This is a genomic window from Pseudomonas siliginis (genome assembly GCF_019145195.1).
Taxonomy (GTDB): domain Bacteria; phylum Pseudomonadota; class Gammaproteobacteria; order Pseudomonadales; family Pseudomonadaceae; genus Aquipseudomonas; species Aquipseudomonas siliginis.
Map to the genome: position 1 here is coordinate 56,373 of NZ_JAHSTW010000002.1, position 20,999 is coordinate 77,371.

17 protein-coding genes and 1 tRNA gene are annotated in these 20,999 nt (G+C 60.0%); 13 read left to right on the top strand and 5 right to left on the bottom strand.

All coding sequences use genetic code 11. From position 1 onward, the window contains the following. Positions 1 to 111: 111 nt before the first annotated feature. The 12 genes from KVG87_RS04115 to KVG87_RS04170 all read left to right on the top strand — a co-directional run bounded on the left by KVG87_RS04115 (position 112) and on the right by KVG87_RS04170 (position 15,360). The gene (locus KVG87_RS04115) at positions 112 to 3,858 is read left to right on the top strand and encodes a bifunctional diguanylate cyclase/phosphodiesterase (RefSeq protein ID WP_217849445.1); all 3,747 of its coding nucleotides are present in this window, start codon (positions 112 to 114) and stop codon (positions 3,856 to 3,858) included. A 15-nt stretch (positions 3,859 to 3,873) separates the two neighbouring features. Beyond that, a tRNA-Ile gene (locus tag KVG87_RS04120) sits at positions 3,874 to 3,950 on the top strand. Between the two features lie 507 nt (positions 3,951 to 4,457). Continuing rightward, entirely contained in the window at positions 4,458 to 4,919 is a 462-nt protein-coding gene (locus tag KVG87_RS04125; RefSeq protein WP_217849447.1) for an Lrp/AsnC family transcriptional regulator, read from the top strand. 216 nt (positions 4,920 to 5,135) lie between these two features. Continuing rightward, positions 5,136 to 6,818, top strand: a complete 1,683-nt coding sequence (locus tag KVG87_RS04130; protein ID WP_024014552.1) for a flavin monoamine oxidase family protein — start codon at positions 5,136 to 5,138, stop codon at positions 6,816 to 6,818. 12 nt (positions 6,819 to 6,830) lie between these two features. Next, positions 6,831 to 7,625 carry a carbon-nitrogen hydrolase family protein gene (locus KVG87_RS04135; protein WP_095181404.1) on the top strand — a complete coding sequence of 265 codons (795 nt, stop codon included), beginning with the start codon at positions 6,831 to 6,833 and terminating at the stop codon, positions 7,623 to 7,625. Positions 7,626 to 7,663: 38 nt separating this feature from the next. Beyond that, positions 7,664 to 10,075, top strand: coding sequence for a pyrroloquinoline quinone biosynthesis protein PqqF (gene pqqF, locus KVG87_RS04140; RefSeq protein WP_217849449.1), 2,412 nt, complete (start codon positions 7,664 to 7,666; stop codon positions 10,073 to 10,075). Between the two features lie 156 nt (positions 10,076 to 10,231). Further along, positions 10,232 to 10,306, top strand: coding sequence for a pyrroloquinoline quinone precursor peptide PqqA (gene pqqA, locus KVG87_RS04145; protein WP_003444522.1), 75 nt, complete (start codon positions 10,232 to 10,234; stop codon positions 10,304 to 10,306). Positions 10,307 to 10,387: 81 nt separating this feature from the next. Further along, positions 10,388 to 11,299 carry a pyrroloquinoline quinone biosynthesis protein PqqB gene (gene pqqB, locus KVG87_RS04150; RefSeq protein WP_217849451.1) on the top strand — a complete coding sequence of 304 codons (912 nt, stop codon included), beginning with the start codon at positions 10,388 to 10,390 and terminating at the stop codon, positions 11,297 to 11,299. Between the two features lie 139 nt (positions 11,300 to 11,438). Continuing rightward, complete coding sequence (pqqC, locus tag KVG87_RS04155) at positions 11,439 to 12,191, top strand: pyrroloquinoline-quinone synthase PqqC (protein ID WP_217849453.1); 753 nt, start codon at positions 11,439 to 11,441, stop codon at positions 12,189 to 12,191. Further along, complete coding sequence (gene pqqD, locus KVG87_RS04160; RefSeq protein WP_016772874.1) at positions 12,188 to 12,463, top strand: pyrroloquinoline quinone biosynthesis peptide chaperone PqqD; 276 nt, start codon at positions 12,188 to 12,190, stop codon at positions 12,461 to 12,463. Before pqqC ends, pqqD begins: the two co-directional genes overlap by 4 nt. Further along, the gene (pqqE, locus tag KVG87_RS04165; protein WP_280038404.1) at positions 12,435 to 13,595 is read left to right on the top strand and encodes a pyrroloquinoline quinone biosynthesis protein PqqE; all 1,161 of its coding nucleotides are present in this window, start codon (positions 12,435 to 12,437) and stop codon (positions 13,593 to 13,595) included. The genes pqqD and pqqE overlap by 29 nt, the downstream gene beginning before the upstream one ends. Then, complete coding sequence (locus tag KVG87_RS04170) at positions 13,561 to 15,360, top strand: alpha/beta hydrolase family protein (protein WP_217849455.1); 1,800 nt, start codon at positions 13,561 to 13,563, stop codon at positions 15,358 to 15,360. Before pqqE ends, KVG87_RS04170 begins: the two co-directional genes overlap by 35 nt. Positions 15,361 to 15,502: 142 nt before the next feature. On the opposite strand, the gene KVG87_RS04175 is transcribed toward KVG87_RS04170, so the two are convergent. From KVG87_RS04175 to KVG87_RS04190, 4 genes are all read right to left on the bottom strand, one after another. Beyond that, positions 15,503 to 15,661: a YqaE/Pmp3 family membrane protein gene (locus KVG87_RS04175; protein WP_003228885.1), complete on the bottom strand. Its 159-nt coding sequence runs from the start codon at positions 15,659 to 15,661 to the stop codon at positions 15,503 to 15,505. Positions 15,662 to 15,756: 95 nt separating this feature from the next. Further along, positions 15,757 to 16,077, bottom strand: coding sequence for a helix-turn-helix domain-containing protein (locus KVG87_RS04180; protein ID WP_039757682.1), 321 nt, complete (start codon positions 16,075 to 16,077; stop codon positions 15,757 to 15,759). Beyond that, positions 16,070 to 16,426, bottom strand: a complete 357-nt coding sequence (locus tag KVG87_RS04185; RefSeq protein WP_217849457.1) for a type II toxin-antitoxin system RelE/ParE family toxin — start codon at positions 16,424 to 16,426, stop codon at positions 16,070 to 16,072. Before KVG87_RS04185 ends, KVG87_RS04180 begins: the two co-directional genes overlap by 8 nt. Positions 16,427 to 16,676: 250 nt before the next feature. Beyond that, a complete protein-coding gene (locus tag KVG87_RS04190) occupies positions 16,677 to 17,903 on the bottom strand; it encodes an aspartate aminotransferase family protein (protein ID WP_217849459.1) in 1,227 nt (408 codons plus the stop codon). Between the two features lie 169 nt (positions 17,904 to 18,072). Here KVG87_RS04190 and KVG87_RS04195 point away from each other — a divergent pair, with 169 nt between their 5' ends. After that, positions 18,073 to 18,987 (top strand): LysR family transcriptional regulator, encoded by a 915-nt coding sequence (locus KVG87_RS04195; RefSeq protein WP_071173828.1) that lies wholly within the window; start codon positions 18,073 to 18,075, stop codon positions 18,985 to 18,987. A 228-nt stretch (positions 18,988 to 19,215) separates the two neighbouring features. Here the strand turns inward: KVG87_RS04195 and KVG87_RS04200 are convergent, their stop codons facing one another. Next, positions 19,216 to 20,994 (bottom strand): acyl-CoA dehydrogenase C-terminal domain-containing protein, encoded by a 1,779-nt coding sequence (locus tag KVG87_RS04200; RefSeq protein WP_041476717.1) that lies wholly within the window; start codon positions 20,992 to 20,994, stop codon positions 19,216 to 19,218. Positions 20,995 to 20,999 lie beyond the last annotated feature (5 nt).

A 20,999-nucleotide genomic window follows, 5' to 3' on the forward strand; every position in this document is an offset into this window, starting at 1 on the left:
GCCCAGGCCGGGGGTTTTGTTTTATGGCAGATTAAATTCCCCGCTCCGCCCTCCCCGTCGCGTACCCCGTCTACACTCGAAACAATCATCCCGAGCCCTGACGAGAGCGTTATGCCCAGACTGGCGCCCGTGCTTTTTCTGCTGTCATTGATGATCTGCACCGCCACGGCTGACGCGCTGACTCTCACCGATGAAGAACGCAGCTGGCTGGCGGCTCACCCTGACTTGCGCCTGGGTGTTGATGCATCGTGGCCGCCCTTCGAGTTCCGTGACGATCAGAACCGCTATCAGGGCCTGGCTGCCGACTATATCGAGGTGATCCGTGAACGTCTGGCAATCAAGCTGACGCCCATCGAGCCCGCAAGCTGGACAGTGGTGCTGGAGCAGGTCAAAAAAGGCAAAATCGATTTGCTGCCGGGAATCATGTCCACGCCGGAGCGCCAGAACTATCTGTCGTTTACCCGGCCGTACCTGGACTTCCCGATCGTCATCCTCGCCCATGTCGGCGGCGCCCAGCCGCGCAAACTTGACGACCTGTACGGTCTGAAAATCGCCGTAGTGGAAAACTATGCCCCCCACGAACTGCTGCGCACTCACCACCCCGATCTGAATCTGGTCGCCATGCCCAATGTCAGCTCGGCGCTGCAAGCTCTGGCGACCGATGAAGTGGACGCGGTAGTTGGCGATCTCGCTTCCAGCGTGTGGAGCCTGCGCCAGCTCAAACTCGACGGCCTCTACGTCAGCGGCGAAACCCCGTATCGTTATCAACTGGCAATGGCCGTGCCTCGCGATAACAAGATGTTGGTGGGCATCCTCGATAAAGTCCTGGCCGACATGACACCGGCGGAAATCAGCAGCATTCAGGAACATTGGGTCGGTAATGTGCTCGACCACCGCACGTTCTGGTCAGATCTGCTGATGTATGGCCTGCCCGGTCTGTTGTTGTTGATGACGGTGCTGGCCGTGGTGATTCGCATCAACCGCCGACTGAGTTCGGAAATCAGCCGGCGCATCGACCTCGAACAAGAACTGCGCAGCAGCGAATATCACTACCGTGGCCTGGTGGAGAGCTTGTCGGCCATCGCCTGGGAAGCGCGGATGAGCGACTTCACCTACAGCTATGTTTCGCCCCATGCTGAAGACCTGCTCGGGTATCCACAATCTCACTGGCTGATTCCGGGCTTCTGGCACAACATCATTCATCCCGCCGACCTGACCCGCACGCAGAACTATTGCAGGGAAGCGCTGCGCCAGGGCCGCGACCACATCGTCGATTATCGCGTGATCACCGCCGACGGCCGCTGCCTGTGGGTGCGCGACATTGTCAGCCTGATCGAGCATGGCCACGAACCGGTGATGCGCGGGTTGATGATCGATATCAGCGAAATCAAACGCACCGAAGAGGCGCTGCGCCTGTCCGAGCAGAAGTTCGCTTCGGTGTTCGAGCAATGCCCGGACATTCTGGTGATTGCACGCCTGTCCGACGGCTGCCTGCTTGAGGTCAACGAGGCCTTCGAAGAGCAGATCGGCCTCAGGGCCGAGGATGTGATCGGCCAGACCGCCACCAACCTCAATATCTGGGGCATTCCCGGCGTCGGGCCGGGCCTCTTGCAGCGTTTGCAGGCCGGCAGCATCCGTAATCTGGAAATGCCCTTTCGCCGCAACAACGGCCAAGTCTTCACCGGGCTGATTTCCGCCGAGCCTTTCGACCTCGACACCACGCCGGCGCTGGTGGTCGTGGTGCGCGACATCAGCCAGCTCAAGGAAACCCAACAGCAACTGCAAACCTCTGAAGAGAAGTTCGCCAAGGCTTTCCATGCGTCGCCGGATGGCCTGTTGCTGTCGCGTCAGAGCGACGGCTTGCTGCTGGAGGTCAACGAAGGCTTCAGCCGCATCACCGGTTTCAATAGCGCCATGTCGGTGGATCGTTCGACGCTGGATCTCGGCATCTGGGTCAACCTCAACGAACGCAAGCAGATGCTCGATCTGCTAAAGCGCGACGGGTTTGTCCGCGACTTCACTTGCCACATCCGTCGCAGCGACGGGCAGATTCGCCTGTGCGAAGTGTCCAGTCGCCCGCTGCCGATCGGTGACGAGGATTGCATGCTGACCATCGCCCGCGACATCACCGAACGCCATCTCATGCAGGAAAAACTGCAGCAGGCCGCGACCGTTTTCGAGAGCACCGCCGAGGGCGTGTTGATCACCGATACTCAACAACACATCAGCGCCGTCAATCGTGCCTTTACCGAAATTACCGGCTATAGCGAAAGCGAAGCACTGGGCCACACGCCACGCTTGCTGGCCTCAGGGCTGCATGACAGCGCTTTCTACGCAGCGATGTGGCATCAATTGACCGACGAGGGCCACTGGCAAGGCGAGATTTCCAACCGGCGCAAGAACGGCGAGCTGTACCCGAGCTGGCTGACCATCAGCGCGGTGCGCAATCGCGACAAGTTCATCACTCACTTCGTCGCGGTGTTCGCCGATATTTCCAGCCTCAAGCATGCCCAGGCCAAGCTCGATTACCAGGCTCACCACGATCCGCTCACCGGCCTGCCCAACCGCACCCTGTTCGAAAGCCGTCTGCAAATGGCCCTGACCAGCCAGCAGGAAAATGGCGGCCAGGGCGCGGTGCTGTTTCTCGATCTCGACCGCTTCAAACACATCAACGACAGCCTCGGCCACCCGGTCGGCGACCTGTTGCTCAAGGGCATCGCCGTGCGTTTGAAAGAACAACTGCGCGATATCGACACGGTCGCGCGATTGGGCGGTGACGAGTTCATCATCCTGTTGCCAGGCTTGCAGCAAGCCAGCGACGCCGACAACATCGCGACGAAACTGCTCAACTGCTTCGGCGCGCCGTTCCAGGCCGGCGAACACGAGTTCTTTATCAGCGCCAGCATCGGCACCAGCCTCTATCCCCGCGACGGTTGCGATGTGGCCACGCTGGTGAAAAACGCCGACGCGGCGATGTACCGCTCAAAAGCCAAAGGACGCAACCGCGTCGAAAGCTACACCCGCGACCTCACCGCCCAGGCCAGCGAGCGCATAGCGCTGGAACACGAACTGCGCCGCGCCATCGAGCGCGATGAGCTGTTTCTCTGTTACCAACCGAAAATCAGCCTGGTCGATCACAGTCTGGTCGGTGCAGAGGCGCTGATTCGCTGGCGCCACCCAACCTTCGGCGACGTGCCGCCCGAGCATTTCATTCCGCTGGCGGAAGAAAACGGCATGATCCTGCAGATCGGTGACTGGGTGCTCGAAACCGCTTGCAGACAAATGTTCGAGTGGAGCCGGATCTACCAACCGCTCGGGCCGCTCTCGGTAAACCTCGCTGGCGCGCAGCTGCGTCAGCCGAACCTGCTGGTGCGCATCGAGCAACTGCTCAAGGACAACCGCCTCAGGCCGGATTTACTGCAACTGGAAATTACCGAGAATTTCATCATGAGTCAGGCCGAAGAGGCACTGGCAGTGCTGCACCAGCTCAAACACCTCGGCGTGCAACTGGCGATCGATGACTTCGGCACCGGCTACTCCTCGCTCAGCTACCTCAAACGCCTGCCGCTGGACATTCTCAAGATCGACCAGTCCTTCGTCCGCGGACTGCCTGACGACCCCCACGACGCGGCCATTGTGCGCGCCATCATCGCGCTCGGTCGCAGCATGCAATTCACCGTGATTGCCGAAGGCGTGGAAACACAGGCGCAACAACAATTCCTCGCTGCTGAAGGGTGCGAACAGATACAGGGCTACATCGTCAGCCTGCCGCTGCCCCCGGAGGAATTCGCCGCGACGTTTCTGCATATAACCGTATCGGATTTTTCGGATAGCACAGCCGCGAAACCGTCGCTATAATCCGCGGCCTACTGAGGGCCTATAGCTCAGTTGGTTAGAGCAGAGGACTCATAATCCTTTGGTCCACGGTTCGAGTCCGTGTGGGCCCACCAAATTGAAAAGCCGCGCTTGATGCGCGGCTTTTTTGTGGGCTTTGATTTCCCAATCATGCTAATCCCATGCCTGTGGTTGTGGACATTCGGGATGGACACATTCTCTGGAATTTTATGCACGCTCCGGCGAGAGCCATGAACAGGCATCGAAAAGGCGAGCTTTTGTATAGGCGGTACATTCTTTCGGAAAAAAAAAGGGCAGCCATCGGGCTGCCCGTAACATCTAAATCCTGATATTTGCATCCTCAGGAAATGGGATGAAGAGGTCTCACCTGACACCGATGTTGCAGCATCGCTGAGGTACCTACATCTGCTAATGCCCTGCAAGGCAGCAGATTTCGCGCTCTTGTAGGCATTCTTGGGAAACAGGGCAGACAAGTCAAATCAATTGTCAGAACATTTGTTTCATCAAACTCATCAGTGACCTCTTTGCTTTGGCGCAAAAGCCTTTCCTTATTTGCCTGTATAGAGGCGCCTCCCTCCGACTCAACGCCAATGGAGCTTCCCTTGCCAGACACCCGCCAACCCATCCTCGACGAAATCGACCGCCAGCTAATCGCCGCGCTGCAAATCAACGCCCGCGAAAGCGTGGCCATGCTCGCCCGTCAGCTAGGCATTGCTCGCACTACGGTGACGTCGCGTCTGGCCCGTCTGGAAAAGGCCAAAGTGATCACCGGTTACGGTGTGCGCCTCGGTCAGCATTTTGTCGATGGCGGGCTGCAAGCCTACGTCGGGATCAAGGTGCAGCCGCGTTCCGGCAAGGACGTGCTGCGGCGCCTGAGTGCGATGGCGCAGGTGCAGCAGTTGTGTGCAGTGAGTGGCGAGTTTGATTATGTGGCGTGGTTGCGCACCGACTCGCCGGAGCAGCTCGATCAGTTGCTGGATCAGATTGGCAGCGTCGATGGGGTGGAGAAGACCACGACTTCGATCATTCTGAGCAGCAAGATTGATCGCGGGCAGCCGGTCTGAGCGTTGGCCATGGCATCGTGGCTCGGGCCTCTTCGCGAGCAGGCTCGCTCCCACATTTTGGTCGGTATGCAGCCTGCAATCGTCAGTCTGCACAACATTCAGGCAAAACGACGACACATTGCGTCTTATTAACGCGCTCCACGCTCCCTAGAATGGCTGACATCTTTTCCTATACTCAGACGCGAATCCTGCGTCGGGTCGCCAATAAGGTCAGCCATGAACAAGAACAATCGCCATCCTGCAGACGGAAAAAAACCAGTCACCATTTTCGGTCCGGACTTTCCGTTCGCGTTTGACGATTGGATCGAGCATCCCGCCGGGCTGGGGAGCATTCCTGAGCAGCACCATGGCGCTGAGGTGGCGATTGTCGGCGCGGGCATTGCCGGTCTGGTGGCTGCGTATGAACTGATGAAACTCGGTTTGAAACCGGTGGTGTACGAGGCGTCGAAACTCGGTGGTCGTCTGCGCTCGCAAGCCTTCAACGGTACCGACGCCATCGTCGCCGAGCTCGGTGGCATGCGTTTTCCAGTGTCCTCCACCGCGTTCTATCACTACGTCGACAAGCTCGGCCTGGAAACCAAGCCTTTTCCCAACCCGCTCACTGGCGCTTCGGGCAGTACCGTGATCGATCTGGAAGGCGAAACCTATTACGCCGAGAGCCTGAAGGATCTTCCTGCATTGTTTCAGGAAGTGGCTGACGCCTGGGCGGATGCGCTGGAAGCCGGTTCGCAGTTCTCCGACATCCAGCAAGCCATCCGTGATCGCGATGTGCCGCGCCTGAAAGAGTTGTGGAACAAGCTGGTGCCGCTGTGGGACGACCGGACCTTTTACGACTTCGTCGCCACCTCGAAAGCCTTCGCCAAATTGTCGTTCCAGCACCGCGAAGTGTTCGGCCAGGTCGGTTTCGGCACCGGCGGCTGGGATTCGGACTTCCCCAATTCGATGCTGGAAATCTTCCGCGTGGTGATGACCAATTGCGACGATCACCAACACCTAGTGGTCGGTGGCGTCGAGCAGGTGCCACAGGGCATTTGGCGCCATGTGCCGGAGCGCTGCGTGCACTGGCCGGCCGGCACCAGCCTGAAATCCCTGCACCGTGGCGCGCCGCGTTCCGGTGTGAAGAAAATTGCCCACGCACCGGAGGGCCGTTTCGCCGTTACCGACAACAACGGTGACACCCGCGAGTACGCCGCCGTCCTGACAACCTGCCAGAGCTGGCTGCTGACCACTCAGATCGAATGCGACGAGACCCTGTTCTCGCAGAAGATGTGGATGGCCCTCGACCGCACGCGCTACATGCAGTCGTCGAAAACCTTCGTGATGGTCGACCGGCCATTCTGGAAAGACAAGGATCCGGAGACCGGCCGCGACGTGATGAGCATGACCCTCACTGATCGCCTGACCCGTGGCACCTATCTGTTCGACAACGGCGACGACAAACCGGGGGTGATCTGCCTGTCGTACTCGTGGATGAGCGACGCGTTGAAAATGCTCCCGCATCCGGTGGAAAAACGCGTTGAACTCGCCTTGAACGCGCTGAAGAAGATCTACCCGAAAGTCGACATCGCCGCGCGGATCATCGGCGACCCGATCACCGTGTCGTGGGAAGCCGACCCGTACTTTCTCGGTGCCTTCAAAGGCGCCCTGCCCGGCCATTATCGCTACAACCAGCGTATGTACGCGCACTTCATGCAGGACGACATGCCGGCCGAACAGCGCGGGATTTTCATCGCCGGCGACGACGTGTCGTGGACACCGGCGTGGGTCGAAGGCGCAGTGCAGACTTCGCTCAACGCAGTGTGGGGCATCATGAAACATTTCGGCGGCTCGACACATAAAGAGAACCCCGGCCCGGGTGATGTGTTCAAAGACATCGGCCCTATCGCCCTGCCCGAGTAAGAGGATTCCCCGATGCGCGTAGCCGTTTACCAATGTCCACCGCTGCCACTGGACCCCGCCGCCAACCTGCATCGCCTGCATCAAGTAGCGATGGAGGCCAAGGGCGCCGATCTGCTGGTGCTGCCGGAGATGTTCATGACCGGCTACAACATCGGCGCCGAAGCGGTCAGCACGCTGGCCGAGGTCTATAACGGTGAATGGGCGCAGCAGATCGGCCGCATTGCCAAGGCTGCCGGTCTGGCGATCGTTTACGGCTACCCGGAGCGCACCGCCGACGGTCAGATCTACAACGCCGTGCAACTGATCGACGCCCATGGCGAGCGCCTGTGCAACTATCGAAAGTCGCATCTGTTCGGCGACCTCGATCGGTCGATGTTCAGCTCCGGCGAAGCGGAGTTGCCGGTGGTTGAGCTGAACGGCTGGAAGCTCGGCTTCCTGATCTGCTACGACCTGGAGTTTCCGGAAAACGCGCGGCGCCTGGCCTTGGCCGGCGCCGAGCTGATCGTGGTGCCGACGGCCAACATGATTCCGTTCGATTTCGTTGCCGATGTCACCGTGCGTGCCCGCGCCTTCGAAAACCAGTGCTACGTGGCTTACGCCAATTACTGCGGACACGAAGGCGATATCCAGTATTGCGGGCAAAGCAGCATTGCCGCGCCGGACGGCAGCCGCATCGCTCTGGCAGGTCTGGACGAGGCGTTGATCGTCGGCGAACTGGACCGACAACTGATGAACGATTCACGCCAGGCCAATCGCTATCTCAGCGATCGCCGCCCGGAGCTTTACGGCGCGCTCAACCGCCGCTAATCCGCTAGCATGGGCACTTCACTGTTCTGGAAGTGCCCATGTCTGCGCCGACTCATCCCCGCCCCCACTCTGAAACCCTGGCCAACGGCCTGCGCGTGACCCTGCGCCACGTGCCTGGTCTCAAGCGCAGCGCTGCCGCGTTGCGCGTGGCGGCCGGCAGCCATGACGTGCCATTGGCTTGGCCGGGGCTGGCGCATTTTCTCGAGCACTTGCTGTTTCTCGGCACCGAGCGTTTTCCCACAGACGAAGGGCTGATGGCCTACGTGCAACGTCACGGCGGGCAGGTGAATGCCAGCACCCGCGAGCGCACCACGGACTTTTTCTTCGAGTTGCCTGTGTCGTCCTTCAGCGCGGGGCTCGAGCGTCTGTCAGACATGCTCGCCCGGCCACGTATGAATCTGGACGATCAACTGCGTGAACGGGAAGTGCTGCAGGCCGAATTCGTCGCCTGGTCGCAGGATCCGACAGCGCAGCAGCAGTTTGCCTTGTATGAAAGTTTGCCAGCGGAGCATCCGTTGCGCGGTTTTCATGCAGGCAATCGGGACAGCTTGCAGGTCGAATCGCCTAGGTTTCAATCGGCGCTGAAAGATTTCCATCAGCGCTTTTATCGAACCGGGCAAATGAGCCTGAGTCTGGTCGGGCCACAAAGTATCGATGAGCTTCGGGAGCTCGCGCAGCAATTCGCAGCGGTGTTATCGGTTGGGGATAAAGTTGCCCAGGCCGCACCGCCACCGTTGGCAGTGAAGAGTTATCAACAGGTTGGCGCTCACACGAACCTGTTATTTGCTTTCGACGCGTTGCCCGAGTCATCCGCCGAGGCGATGGCTTTTCTCTGTCATTGGTTGAATAGCGCAAAACCTGGTGGATTGCTCGCATACCTGCATCAACAGAATCTGGCTGACAGCCTGAAAGCCACGCCGCTTTACCAGTTCGCCGGCCAAGCGCTGCTGCATCTTCAATTCCATGCCGACGGCGAGCAGTTGAACACCATTCACGAACGGCTGCTGGATTGGCTGAGCTTCTTCGCCCGTCAGGACTGGACGCCGTTGCGCGAGGAATACGCCGCCCTGCTTCAGCGCCAGCAGCAAGTCAGCGGCGCGTTGCAACTGGCGCGAACCGACATTGAGCAGCAAGCATTCGGCCTGTCCGAATCCGGCGCTGCCGCACTTGAGCACATCCTTCGCGAAATCGGCGTTGTGGATAACTTCAGCGATCATTGGCATCTGCCCGCCGCCAATCCTTTCTTGCGCGCCAGTGAACCGCTGGCCAACGCCGGACTGATTCGCGGCCAGACCAGCGCCCACCGTGGCCTGCGCACCTTCGCCCAGGATCGCTCGCGCAGTCGTCGCGAGCGATCGCCGATGCAGTTCAGCCTGGCCCTGCCGGACAACAGCGATGAGGGCGCGATTTACCTGCGCTGGCAGGGCGAGACGGCGGCCAGCGCCGATCTGCGCTCAAGATTGCAGCGCAGTCTGCGCCAGACCCGACAGGATGCGTCCGAAGCCGGAGTGGACTTGTCTTTCAGCGCCGCAGGTAACCAATGCCTGCTGAAAATGACCGGGCTACAGGAACCGATGCCCAGCATCCTCGAGCATGCGCTGAAATGTCTGACGATGATCGACGCCGATTCGCCGCGCGACGAGGTGCAGATACCGTCGATGCCGATCCGCCAACTACTCGAAGCGTTGCCGGAAAAATGCCTGCCCACGATTGAAACCAGCGATGACGCCAATCAGCTGTGGACAACTTCGCGCTGGGACGGCCTCGCTCTAGGCCTTAACCAACAAACCCAATCAGCCTTGGGCCTGGCGCTGAGCCGCATTCCCGGCACACCGGACAATCAGCTACCGGTGATACCGATCACCCAAGGCAAGTACCACTGGAGCCAGATCAACACGGCCTGCAGCGAACACGCCTTGCTGCTGATCTGCCCGACTACCAGCAGCGATATTGCTGACGAAGCGGCGTGGCGCCTTCTGGCTCAGTTGTGCCAGACGCCTTTCTATCAGCGCCTGCGCGTCGAACTGCAATTGGGGTACGCCGTATTCAGCGCGCTGCGTCAATTGCACGGCAGGACCGCGATTGTGTTTGGCGTGCAATCGCCGACGACTTCGGCCGCCGAGTTGCTCGAATATATTCAGGAGTTTTTCAACGGCATTCCCGCGTTGATCGAAACGCTCGATGAAGCAAGCCTCGAGCAACAGCGTCAAAGCCTCGCCGATCAGTTCGACGACACCACACTGTCCACCAAGGATGCCGCCGAACTCCTCTGGCAAGGCAAACTTGCCGGCCATTCGTCGGATTACCGGGAGCAGTTGGTCACGGCGATCCGGCAACTCGATCGCCAGGCTTTGCTGGCCGCTGCGCAGCGCCTGATCAATGCCGAGGGCGGCTGGCATTGCCTGGCCAATGAATCGATGCCGGACGCGCCGTGGCAAGTGACAAACTGATCATTACCGAGGCTGCAAGGAGCTTTCTCAAAGATTCACGGGTCACGGCGTTGAAATTTTGAGTAACATAGCCGCCTAACTAATTGGAACATCACCGCGCTGCCGTGGACTATAACTATGGATAGCGCTATCCCAACCCTCAGAAGGAGACATCTCATGGCCTGGACCAAACCTGCTTACACCGACCTGCGTATCGGCTTCGAAGTCACCATGTACTTCGCCAGCCGCTGAGTTCTGCCTACGCAGAATCGCAGTGCAACGCCTCGGCTCGCCGAGGCGTTTTATTTTCCGCGTTGAAATGATGGAGCGTTCATGTTCGTCCAGATTCTGGGTTCGGCCGCCGGTGGCGGTTTTCCGCAGTGGAACTGCAACTGCGTCAACTGCGCAGGCTTTCGCGACGGCAGCCTGAATGCCAAGGCCCGCACCCAATCGTCCATCGCCATTTCCGATGACGGCGTGAACTGGGTGCTGTGCAATGCCTCGCCGGACATCCGCGCGCAACTGCAAAGCTTCGCCCCGATGCAACCGGGCCGAGCCCTGCGCGACACCGGCATCAGCGCGATCATCCTGATGGACAGCCAGATCGACCACACCACCGGCCTGCTCAGCCTGCGCGAAGGCTGCCCGCATCAGGTGTGGTGCACGGACATGGTTCACGAAGACCTGAGCACCGGTTTTCCCCTGTTCAAGATGCTCACCCACTGGAACGGCGGGCTGGACTGGAACCGTATCGAGCTCGACCAGAGCTTCACCGTAGCCGCCTGCCCGAATCTGCGTTTCACCCCGTTGCCGTTGCGCAGCGCCGCGCCGCCGTATTCGCCGCACCGTTTCGATCCGCATCCGGGCGACAACATCGGTTTGATCGTTGAAGACCTCAACACTGGCGGCAAGCTGTTCTACGCGCCAGGGCTGGGCAAGGTCGATGCGCCGCTGCTGGAAATCATGGCGGACAGCGATTGCCTGCTGGTCGACGGCACGCTGTGGGATGACGATGAAATGCAGCGCCGTGGCGTCGGCACCCGCACCGGTCGCGAGATGGGCCATCTTGCCCAGAACGGCCCCGGCGGCATGCTGGAAGTGCTGGAGCAGTTGCCCGAGCAGCGCAAAGTACTTATCCACATCAACAACACCAACCCGATCCTCGACGAGGATTCCCCGGAGCGTGCGGAGCTGGTGCGGCGTAATGTTGAAGTGGCGTTTGATGGCATGAGTATCGTGCTTTAAGCAATCGAGACCGCTGCGCGGTCTATCGCGAGCAGGCTCACTCCTACAATGGAATGCGATCAACTGTGGGAGCGAGCCTGCTCGCGAAGAGGCCAGCACAGACACCAGAGATTTCCAGGGTTGTTCCCGGAGAACAGACATGACCGACACCCCGCTGTCCCCCGCCGAATTCGAAGCGGCCCTGCGCACCAAGGGCGCCTACTACCACATCTACCACCCTTATCACGTGGCGATGTACGAAGGCCGCGCGACCCGCGAGCAGATTCAGGGCTGGGTCGCCAACCGCTTCTACTATCAGGTGAACATTCCCCTGAAGGACGCAGCGATCCTCGCCAATTGCCCGGATCGGGAAATCCGCCGCGAGTGGATTCAGCGCCTGCTCGACCACGACGGCGCGCCCGGTGAAGATGGCGGCATCGAAGCCTGGCTGCGTCTGGGCCAGGCTGTTGGCCTTGACCCGGACCAATTGCGTTCTCAGGAGCTGGTGCTGCCCGGCGTGCGTTTCGCTGTCGATGCCTACGTCAACTTCGCACGTCGCGCCAGTTGGCAGGAAGCCGCCAGCAGCTCGCTGACCGAACTGTTCGCGCCGCAGATCCACCAGTCGCGCCTCGACAGCTGGCCGCAGCATTACCCGTGGATCGACCCGGCCGGCTACGAATACTTCCGCACCCGTCTCGGTCAGGCGCGGCGTGATGTCGAGCATGGGCTGGCGATCACCCTTGAGCATTACAAGACCCGCGAAGGCCAGGAGCGCATGCTGGAAATTCTCCAGTTCAAACTGGACATTCTTTGGAGCATGCTCGATGCCATGAGCATGGCCTACGAACTGAACCGTCCGCCGTATCACAGCGTGACCGAACAACGGGTCTGGCATAAAGGAATTACCTTATGAGTTTCGACCGCAGCAAAGTACCGAGCTGGCGCCCGGGCTATCGCTTCCAGTACGAACCGGCGCAAAAAGGCCATGTGTTGCTGTACCCGGAAGGCATGATCAAGCTCAACGAAACGGCCGCGCTGATTGGCGGCCTGATTGACGGTGAGCGTGATGTCGCGGCGATCATTGCCGAACTGGACAAGCAGTTCCCCGGCGTGCCCGAGCTCGGTGACGACGTCGAGCAATTCATGGAGGTTGCCCGTGAGCAACACTGGCTCACCCTTGGCTGATCTGCCGGCCAAACCGGAAGTCGGCCTGCCGCTGTGGCTGCTCGCCGAGCTGACCTACCGCTGCCCGCTGCAATGCCCGTACTGCTCCAATCCACTGGATTTCGCCGAGCAGGGCAAAGAGCTGACCACCGAGCAATGGATCAAGGTGTTCCGCGAAGCGCGGGAGATGGGCGCGGCGCAATTGGGCTTTTCCGGCGGCGAACCGCTGGTGCGTCAGGACTTGGCCGAACTGATCCGTGAAGCGCGGCAGTTGGGTTTCTACACCAACCTGATCACCTCCGGCATTGGCCTGACCGAGCAGAAAATCAGCGACTTCAAAAAGGCCGGGCTTGATCACATCCAGATCAGTTTTCAGGCCAGCGACGAGCAAGTGAACAACCTGCTCGCGGGCTCGAAAAAGGCCTTTGCGCAGAAGCTGGAAATGGCTCGTGCGGTGAAGGCCCACGGCTACCCGATGGTGCTGAACTTCGTCACCCATCGGCACAACATCGACAAGATCGACCGCATTATCGAACTGTGCATTGCGCTGGAGGCTGACTTCGTAGAACTCGCCACTTGCCAGTTCTACGGCTGGGCGCAGCTCAACCGTGTCGGTCTGTTGCCGACCAAGGAACAACTGGTGCGCGCCGAACGCATCACCAACGAATACCGGGCCAGGCTGGAAGCCGAAGGGCATCCGTGCAAGCTGATTTTCGTCACCCCGGATTACTACGAAGAACGCCCGAAAGCCTGCATGAACGGCTGGGGCAGCATCTTCCTAACCGTCACCCCGGACGGCACCGCCCTGCCCTGCCATGGTGCCCGCCAGATGCCGGTGCAATTTCCCAACGTGCGCGATCACAGCATGCAACACATCTGGTACGACTCGTTCGGCTTCAACCGTTTTCGCGGTTACGACTGGATGCCCGAGCCGTGCCGCTCTTGCGACGAGAAAGAAAAAGACTTCGGCGGCTGCCGCTGCCAGGCGTTCATGCTCACCGGCGACGCCAGTAATGCCGACCCGGTGTGCAGCAAGTCCGAACATCATGGCGTGATCCTCAAGGCCCGCGAAGAAGCCGAGACCGCCACTCAAACCATCGAACAATTGGCCTTTCGCAATGAACGAAACTCACGCCTCATCGCCAAGGGCTGAGCTTTTCAGCGCCGCCCAGGCCGTCGCCGCCGGAACCGACTTCGCCGAACTGCAGCTCGGCGCCCATGGCGTGTTCTGGAATGAATACCGCCCCGAGGATGCCGCGTGCCGAATCTGGCATTGGCGCGATGGCGCAGCGAAACGTCTGACGCAGGACGGTTTCAGCGTGCGTAGCCGCGTTTACGAATATGGCGGTGGTGCGTTTTGTCTGACGCCTGACGGGGTGGTTTTCGTCAATGAAGCGGATCAGCAGATGTATCGGCAGGCGCTGGATGGCGAGCCGGTCGCGCTGACGTCGACTGACTGCCGCTACGGCGATCTGCAATTCGCCGCAGGCCGGGTGTTGGCGGTCGAAGAGCAGCAGGATCGACATCGCCTGGTGGCGATTGATCTGGCGACCGGCACGCGCAAGGTGCTGGCCGAAGGTGCTGATTTCTACGCGTCGCCAACGCTGAGCCCCGACGGCCAGCGCTTGGCATGGATCGAGTGGAGCCGACCGCATCAGCCGTGGACCTCGACGCGGTTGATGGTCGCGGAAGGTGATTTTTCCGCACCTCGTTGTATTGCCGGCGAGCAGATTGAGGAGTCGATCCAGCAGCCGCGCTTCGACGCGGACGGCCGGCTCTACTGCCTGACTGATCGTGGCGGTTACTGGCAGCCGTGGGGCGAAACGTCTGATGGCTTGCACGCGCTACCGAGTGCCGAGGCCGATCACGCGCCCGCGCCGTGGCAGCTAGGCGGCTGCACGTGGCTGCCTGTCGGTGATCAATTTTTAGCCAGTTGGAGCGAGGATGGTTTCGGTCGCCTGGCCCTTGGAAATGAAGATTTCAGCGGTGACTACAGCCGCTTCCGCCACTTGGCGATGGATCAACAATTCATCTATTGCATCGCTGCATCGCCGACCAGCCCGTCGGCAGTGATCGCCATTGATCGTGTCTCTCATGCCGTGAAAATCCTCGCTGGCGGCGTGGCTCCATTGCCTGCCGAACGCATCAGCCGCCCGCAAACCTTGCGTTATCCGAGCGGCTCCGGCGAGGCGCATGGTTTCTTCTACCCGGCCATGAGCGGTGAAGCGAAACCGCCGCTGGTGGTGTTTATCCACGGCGGCCCGACGTCGGCGTGCTATCCGATCCTCGATCCGCGCATCCAGTACTGGACGCAGCGCGGTTTCGCCGTCGCCGACCTCAACTATCGCGGCAGCACTGGCTATGGTCGTGAATATCGGCAAGCGCTACATCTGCGCTGGGGCGAGGTGGATGTCGAGGATGCCTGCGCGGTGGTCAGCTATCTCGCGGACCAAGGTTTGATCGATGGTGACCGCGCGTTCATTCGCGGTGGCAGTGCAGGTGGTTACACCACATTGTGCGCACTGGCGTTCAGGCAGGTTTTCCGCGCAGGTGCCAGCCTCTACGGCGTCAGCGACCCGGTAGCTTTGGCACGGGCCACGCACAAGTTCGAGGGTGATTATCTGGATTGGCTGATCGGCGATCCCGAAGGAGATGCCCAACGCTATGCCGCCCGCACGCCACTGCTGCACGCAGACAACATTCGCGTGCCGGTGATTTTCTTTCAAGGTGAACTGGACGCGGTGGTCGTGCCGCAACAGACCCGCGACATGGTCGCGGCGCTGGAGCACAACGGCATCCCGGTCGAAGCGCATTACTACCCTGACGAACGCCACGGCTTTCGTCGCGCGGCTAACCAGGCGCATGCGCTGGAGCGGGAGTGGACGTTTTATCGGCGAGTGATGGGACTGACTGACTGAGCCCTCACTTTGAGACTGCGTCGCTCCAATCGCGGGCAAGCCCGCTCCCACAGGTTATTTGGTGTACACAAAAATTGTGATCACTCATAACACTGTGGGAGCGGGCTTGCCCGCGATAGCTATTGATCAGACGCCACTGAACTCAACGCTTGGCGATGATATACACCGCATGCACGATCCCCGGAATGTAGCCGCACAACGTCAGCAGAATGTTCAGCCAGAACGCCCCGCCAAACCCGACCTGCAGAAACACGCCCAGTGGCGGCAACAGAATAGCGATGATGATACGAATGAAATCCATGGGGCAGCTCCTGAATGGGGGTTGGCTCACTTGAGCCATACAAGCTAATCGACCTGCGCCGTTCGTCAGGGTTCAGTGCAATAGCTGCGTCAGGCTCAAGCGAGAATTTTCAACCCATGTTTTTGTACGATGCTCAGTAGTTTGAGCGCCATACCGCTGGGATGTTTGTCACCCGATTCCCATTGCTTGACCGTGGATGCACTGGTGTTGAGATAGCGTGCAAACACCGGCTGGCTGACCTTGTTACGCTCGCGTAGCGCCTTGATCTCCTCAGCCGGGATCGCTAAGGGAACCGATGCCAGACAGGAGTCATCGAATTCTCGCATCGTTGCTTTGTTGATTGCTCCGACAGCAAGCAACGCCCCGGCTGATTCGTGTATCGATTCAAAGACTTCACTTTTGAATTTCTTACTCATGACATATCTCCACAAACTCCTTCATCGCCAACAAGTCGCTGATCTGCTCTTCGGTCAGTTGCGCATAAACCTTTGCCAATTTACGTAAATCCTTCAATTCTGTTGGCGTGATATTGCTTTGATCCTGCTTGGCGAAAAGCACTTGGTAGATCCAGTAATGTCCACCTTTTGCCAAAACAATCGAACGGTGGCGGTTCGACTTCAAGCGCTTCTTCCACACGCCTCCGCCAAGATCGTCCGCCTGTCCCTGAAGCATCTGATGAAACGCCTCCTGCAACTCTTCATCTGTGATCCACGCCCTGCTGGCCTGGAGGGCGAAGCGTTTGGTCTTGAACAACCTCAATGGCATAGGTATCCCTTCCAAAAACATACCACCCAGTGGTACAGATCGCAAAACGGCTTTTTCGGTGATACCGATCAGGCCGTGGCCGCATCCCTTGCTGGCATTCTCTAAAAGACCATCCGCGGTACGATCCCTTAAGCTCTAAATCCCGTCTGTAAAACCCGGCCACAAAAAAACGCCCCACGCCAAAAGAATCAGGCGTGGGGCGTGCGTTATACCGCGAGACGGTTCGGGTAATCGGTTGGGGCTGCTCTGCTCACACGGCAATGCCCTTGCGACATTGCACTTGGGCGGTGCGCACTCGCGAGAAGGCGCGGCCCAGGCGCAGGAGCATTTCGTCGATGTTGGTTTTGCTGACAGTGAGGGCCGGGGTGAAGCGCAGGCAGTCAGGCTGCGCGGCGTTCAATATCAGGCCTTCGTGAAGTGCGGCATGGACGACGGCGTCGGCGCATTCGTCGGACAGCGTAAACCCGTAAAACAGGCCTTGGCCGCGCAATTCGCCGTGGCCGTAGCGGTATGCCAGTCGTGACAGACCTTCGCGCAAATGCTGGCCGTTATCGTTGACCTGCTGGAGGAAGCTGCGGTCATGGATGCTGTCGAGCACCACCAGACCGGCCGCCGTCATCAAGGCGTTGCCGTGATGGGTGCCGCTAATCTCGCCGGTGGCGAAGCAGCAGGCCTTGCCTCGCGCCAGCAAGGCCGCCAGCGGCAAGCCGCCGCCAAGACCTTTGCCGAGCACGACGATATCGGCGCGAATCCCGTAGGACTGTTCGGCAAGCAAGCTGCCGCAGCGGCCCATACCCGTCTGCACTTCGTCGAGGATCAGCAGAATGCCCAGGTCACGACACAGTCGCTCGACGCCTTTGAGGTAATGCTCGGTCGCCGGAATGACCCCGGCATCGCTCTGGATCGGCTCCAGCATGATCGCCACGGTCTGCGCGTCCACCGCCGCATGCAGCGCCGGCAGGTCGTTGAATGGCACTCGATCAATCGTCGCCAGACTGCGGCCATGACAACCCTGCTCAGCCATGATAATCCGCGAGGCGCCGCCGCGATGCAGCTGCCCCCATTTGCGCGCCAGTTTGATTGCCGCCTCACAAGCCTCGGCGCCACTGTTGAGCAGGTAGGCCTGATCGCTGGACGTGCTGGCGCACAAACGTTCGGCGAGGCTGAGCATGCCGCGATTATGCAGATTGCAGCCGGGATTGATCAGCGCCTGGGCCTGATTGGCGATGGCTTTGACCAGCGCCGTGGGGCTGTGGCCAAGGCTGTTGGCGCCGCCTGCCTGGGAAAAGTCGAGGTAGGCGCGATCATTGCTGTCCCACAGCCAGGAACCCTGGCCGCGAACGAACACTTGTTGCGGCCGATCGACGTTGGGCATCAGGCGTTGAGCATGGAGGTGGTCGCTCAAGGCGGATGGCCCCGCCTCGAAGGTGAGGTCATCCAGACTCGGCGTCTGGCGCCGCAAACTGAACAGATTCATGCGGAAAAACCTCGCTGGAGGTTTTTTGAACTGCCTATGTAATCACGAACGAAGCAAATGGAATTCGTCACGCTTTCTGGCCCTGCAAGCCTTGTGAATGCGGTTAGACTAGGCGCGCAAACGGCTCCAGGCCATTTCGATTTCACAGCCATTTCGATAAGCGCTACTTATGGATTTCAAACAACTGCGTTATTTCGTCGCGGTCTACGAAGAAGGCCATGTCGGCCGTGCGGCTGAGCGCCTCTCGATCTCGCAACCAGCGCTGTCGCAACAGATCCGTCAGTTGGAGCAGAACCTCGACGTCACCCTGTTCGAACGCAGCAGTAAACGCCTGCTGCCGACCCTCGCTGCGCATACGCTGTACAACCACGCGTTGCCATTGCTCGATGGCTTGCAGCGGGCGCGCGAGGCGTTGGGTAATTTCAAGGGGCAGGCGTTGCGCACCCTGGCGATCGGTGTGTTGCAAACGGTGCACACCAGCCTCGTGCCGCAGATGCTCGAGCGTGTGCGCAAGGCGCAGCCGCATCTGGTGGTGCAGATCTATGAACTGACCGGGCTGGAAATCGAACGGCGTCTGCTCAATGGTTCCCTGGACATCGGCATCAGCTATCTGCCGCCGCGCCAACCCGGTCTGCACGGTGTGTTGCTGTACGAAGATGAACTGACGCTGGTTATCCCGGCGGACCATCCCTTGCGCGAGTTCAAGAAAGTCTCGATGCGCCAGGCTGCTGAGCTGCCCATGTTGCTGCTCGGCGAAGAGTTCCAGATCCGGCAGATCTGGCAGGCACAACTGACCAGCCTCGGACGACGCCCGCAGGTGCAGGCCGAGCTGAACACTATGCTGGGGATTCTCGATAGCCTGCCGCACACCAGGCTGGCAACGGTGCTGCCGGGACGTTCGCAAAAGGAATACGACGACGAAGATCTGCTGTGGAAACCGCTGAGCGAGCCACGGGTGCCGTTGCAAGTTGGCCTGGTGTGCCGTGATGTGCAACGCCAGCAGGCCTCGTTGGCATTGCTGCGGACATTGCTTGAAGAGGTGATCGATCGCGAAATGAAGCCGCCTCTCGATCCGCTTGCCTGAAACTTTTCTTCAGGCAAAAGAAAACCCCGCCGAAGCGGGGCTTTGCAGACTGTTTCCCTGACATCCATTTCACTCCGCCACCCTGGCAGAATCCTACGTGTCCGTGTTGTTTACTTTGCGCTTCCTGCGCGACGTCCATGAAATGTAGATTAGCCGTGGATCCAATATACGGATATGGGAGAACAGCAGCACGTCACGTAAGCAAATGCTTACATGACGTCTACAGGATCAAAACTGTGCCGCATCCAGCAGGAACAGCGACTCGCTACCGGCCTTGACCGACGCGCTCAACGAGTGGATACGCGGCAGCAGACGGGCGAAATAGAAGCGCGCGGTGCCCAGCTTGCTCGCGTAGAAATCCTCCTGCGCTTCCTTGCCCAGCGCGGCTTTGGCCATCAACGCCCACATGTAGGCGTAAGCGGTGTAGCCGAACGCTTGCAAATATTCGACCGAGGCCGCGCCGATTTCGTTCGGATTGTTTTTCGCCCGGTCCAGCAGCCAAGCGGTCAGCTCGTCGAGGGTGTCGACGGCATCGTTCAGCGGTTTGGTGAACTCGCCCAGATCGGCGCTGGCGGTTGCGGTGAAATGGCGGATCTCGTCAGCGAACAGCTGGTAGAACGCGCCGCCACTGCCAACGATCTTGCGCCCGACCAGGTCCAGCGCCTGAATGCCGTTGGTGCCTTCGTAGATCTGGGTGATGCGCACATCGCGCACCAGTTGTTCCTGGCCCCACTCGCGGATGTAGCCGTGGCCGCCGAAGATCTGCTGGCCGTGGACGGTGGTTTCCAGACCCAGGTCGGTCAGAAAGGCTTTCGCCACCGGCGTCAGCAACGCCACCAGATCTTCCGCGCGCTTGCGGGTGGTCGCGTCTTCACTGAACTTGGCGGTGTCCAGTTGCATCGCCACATACGTGGAGAACGCACGGCCGCCTTCGTTCGAGGCTTTCATGGTCAGCAGCATGCGTCGCACGTCCGGGTGGACGATGATCGGGTCAGCGACTTTGTCCTTGTTCTGCGCACCGGTCGGCGAACGGCTCTGCAGACGATCGCGCGCATATTCAACAGCGTTCTGATAAGAGCGCTCGCCCGTGGCCAGGCCTTGAATACCAACGCCCAGGCGCTCGTAGTTCATCATGGTGAACATTGCGGCCAGGCCTTTGTTCGGCTCGCCGACCAGATAACCCACGGCTTCGTCGAAGTTCATCACGCAGGTCGCCGAGGCCTGAATGCCCATCTTGTGCTCGATCGAGCCACAGTTGGCCGGGTTGCGTGCGCCGAGGCTGCCGTCGGCATTGACCATGAACTTCGGCACCAGGAACAGCGAAATGCCTTTCGGACCGGCCGGGGCGTCCGGCAGCTTGGCCAGTACCAGATGAATGATGTTCTCGGTGAGGTCGTGCTCGCCGCCAGTGATGAAGATCTTGGTGCCGCTGACCTTGTAGGAACCATCGGCCTGAGGTTCGGCTTTAGTGCGAATGATCCCCAGATCGGTGCCGGCGTGCGGCTCGGTCAGGCACATGGAGCCGGCCCAGATGCCGGCGTACATGTTCGGCAGGTACGCAGCTTTCAGTTCTTCACTGGCGTGGGCATTGATCGACAGGCAGGCGCCAGCGGTCAGCATCGGATACAGACCGAACGCGAGGCTGGCGGAGTTGACCATTTCTTCGACTTGCGCCGACACGGCTTTGGGCATGCCCATGCCGCCGTAGGCCGGATCGCCGCCAACACCGACCCAACCGCCTTCAGCATAAGTCTGATAGGCCTGTGGGAAACCGGCCGGCGTGGTGACGGCACCGTCCGCCCAATGGCAACCTTCCTCGTCAGCGGCACGGCTCAGCGGCGCGATGCTTTTGCTGGTGACCTTGCCGGCCTCTTCGAGAATCGCTTCAACGGTTTCGGCGTCGACGGTCTCGGCCAGTGCCGGCAGCTCGGCCCAGAGTTTGGCGACTTCGAACACTTCATTGAGGACGAAGCGCATATCGCGCAGCGGCGCTTTGTAGTCAGCCATGGCAA

Bases quoted from the DNA above. Each gene is read 5' to 3' on its own strand.
- KVG87_RS04190 (WP_217849459.1), bottom strand. From the start codon at position 17,903: ATGAATCTGTTCAGTTTGCGGCGCCAGACGCCGAGTCTGGATGACCTC.
- KVG87_RS04175 (WP_003228885.1), bottom strand. From the start codon at position 15,661: ATGGATTTCATTCGTATCATCATCGCTATTCTGTTGCCGCCACTGGGC.
- KVG87_RS04130 (WP_024014552.1), top strand. From the start codon at position 5,136: ATGAACAAGAACAATCGCCATCCTGCAGACGGAAAAAAACCAGTCACC.
- pqqC (WP_217849453.1), top strand. From the start codon at position 11,439: ATGACCGACACCCCGCTGTCCCCCGCCGAATTCGAAGCGGCCCTGCGC.
- KVG87_RS04115 (WP_217849445.1), top strand. From the start codon at position 112: ATGCCCAGACTGGCGCCCGTGCTTTTTCTGCTGTCATTGATGATCTGC.
- KVG87_RS04180 (WP_039757682.1), bottom strand. From the start codon at position 16,077: ATGAGTAAGAAATTCAAAAGTGAAGTCTTTGAATCGATACACGAATCA.
- KVG87_RS04195 (WP_071173828.1), top strand. From the start codon at position 18,073: ATGGATTTCAAACAACTGCGTTATTTCGTCGCGGTCTACGAAGAAGGC.
- KVG87_RS04170 (WP_217849455.1), top strand. From the start codon at position 13,561: ATGAACGAAACTCACGCCTCATCGCCAAGGGCTGAGCTTTTCAGCGCC.
- KVG87_RS04135 (WP_095181404.1), top strand. From the start codon at position 6,831: ATGCGCGTAGCCGTTTACCAATGTCCACCGCTGCCACTGGACCCCGCC.
- pqqF (WP_217849449.1), top strand. From the start codon at position 7,664: ATGTCTGCGCCGACTCATCCCCGCCCCCACTCTGAAACCCTGGCCAAC.
- pqqB (WP_217849451.1), top strand. From the start codon at position 10,388: ATGTTCGTCCAGATTCTGGGTTCGGCCGCCGGTGGCGGTTTTCCGCAG.
- pqqD (WP_016772874.1), top strand. From the start codon at position 12,188: ATGAGTTTCGACCGCAGCAAAGTACCGAGCTGGCGCCCGGGCTATCGC.
- KVG87_RS04185 (WP_217849457.1), bottom strand. From the start codon at position 16,426: ATGCCATTGAGGTTGTTCAAGACCAAACGCTTCGCCCTCCAGGCCAGC.
- KVG87_RS04200 (WP_041476717.1), bottom strand. From the start codon at position 20,994: ATGGCTGACTACAAAGCGCCGCTGCGCGATATGCGCTTCGTCCTCAAT.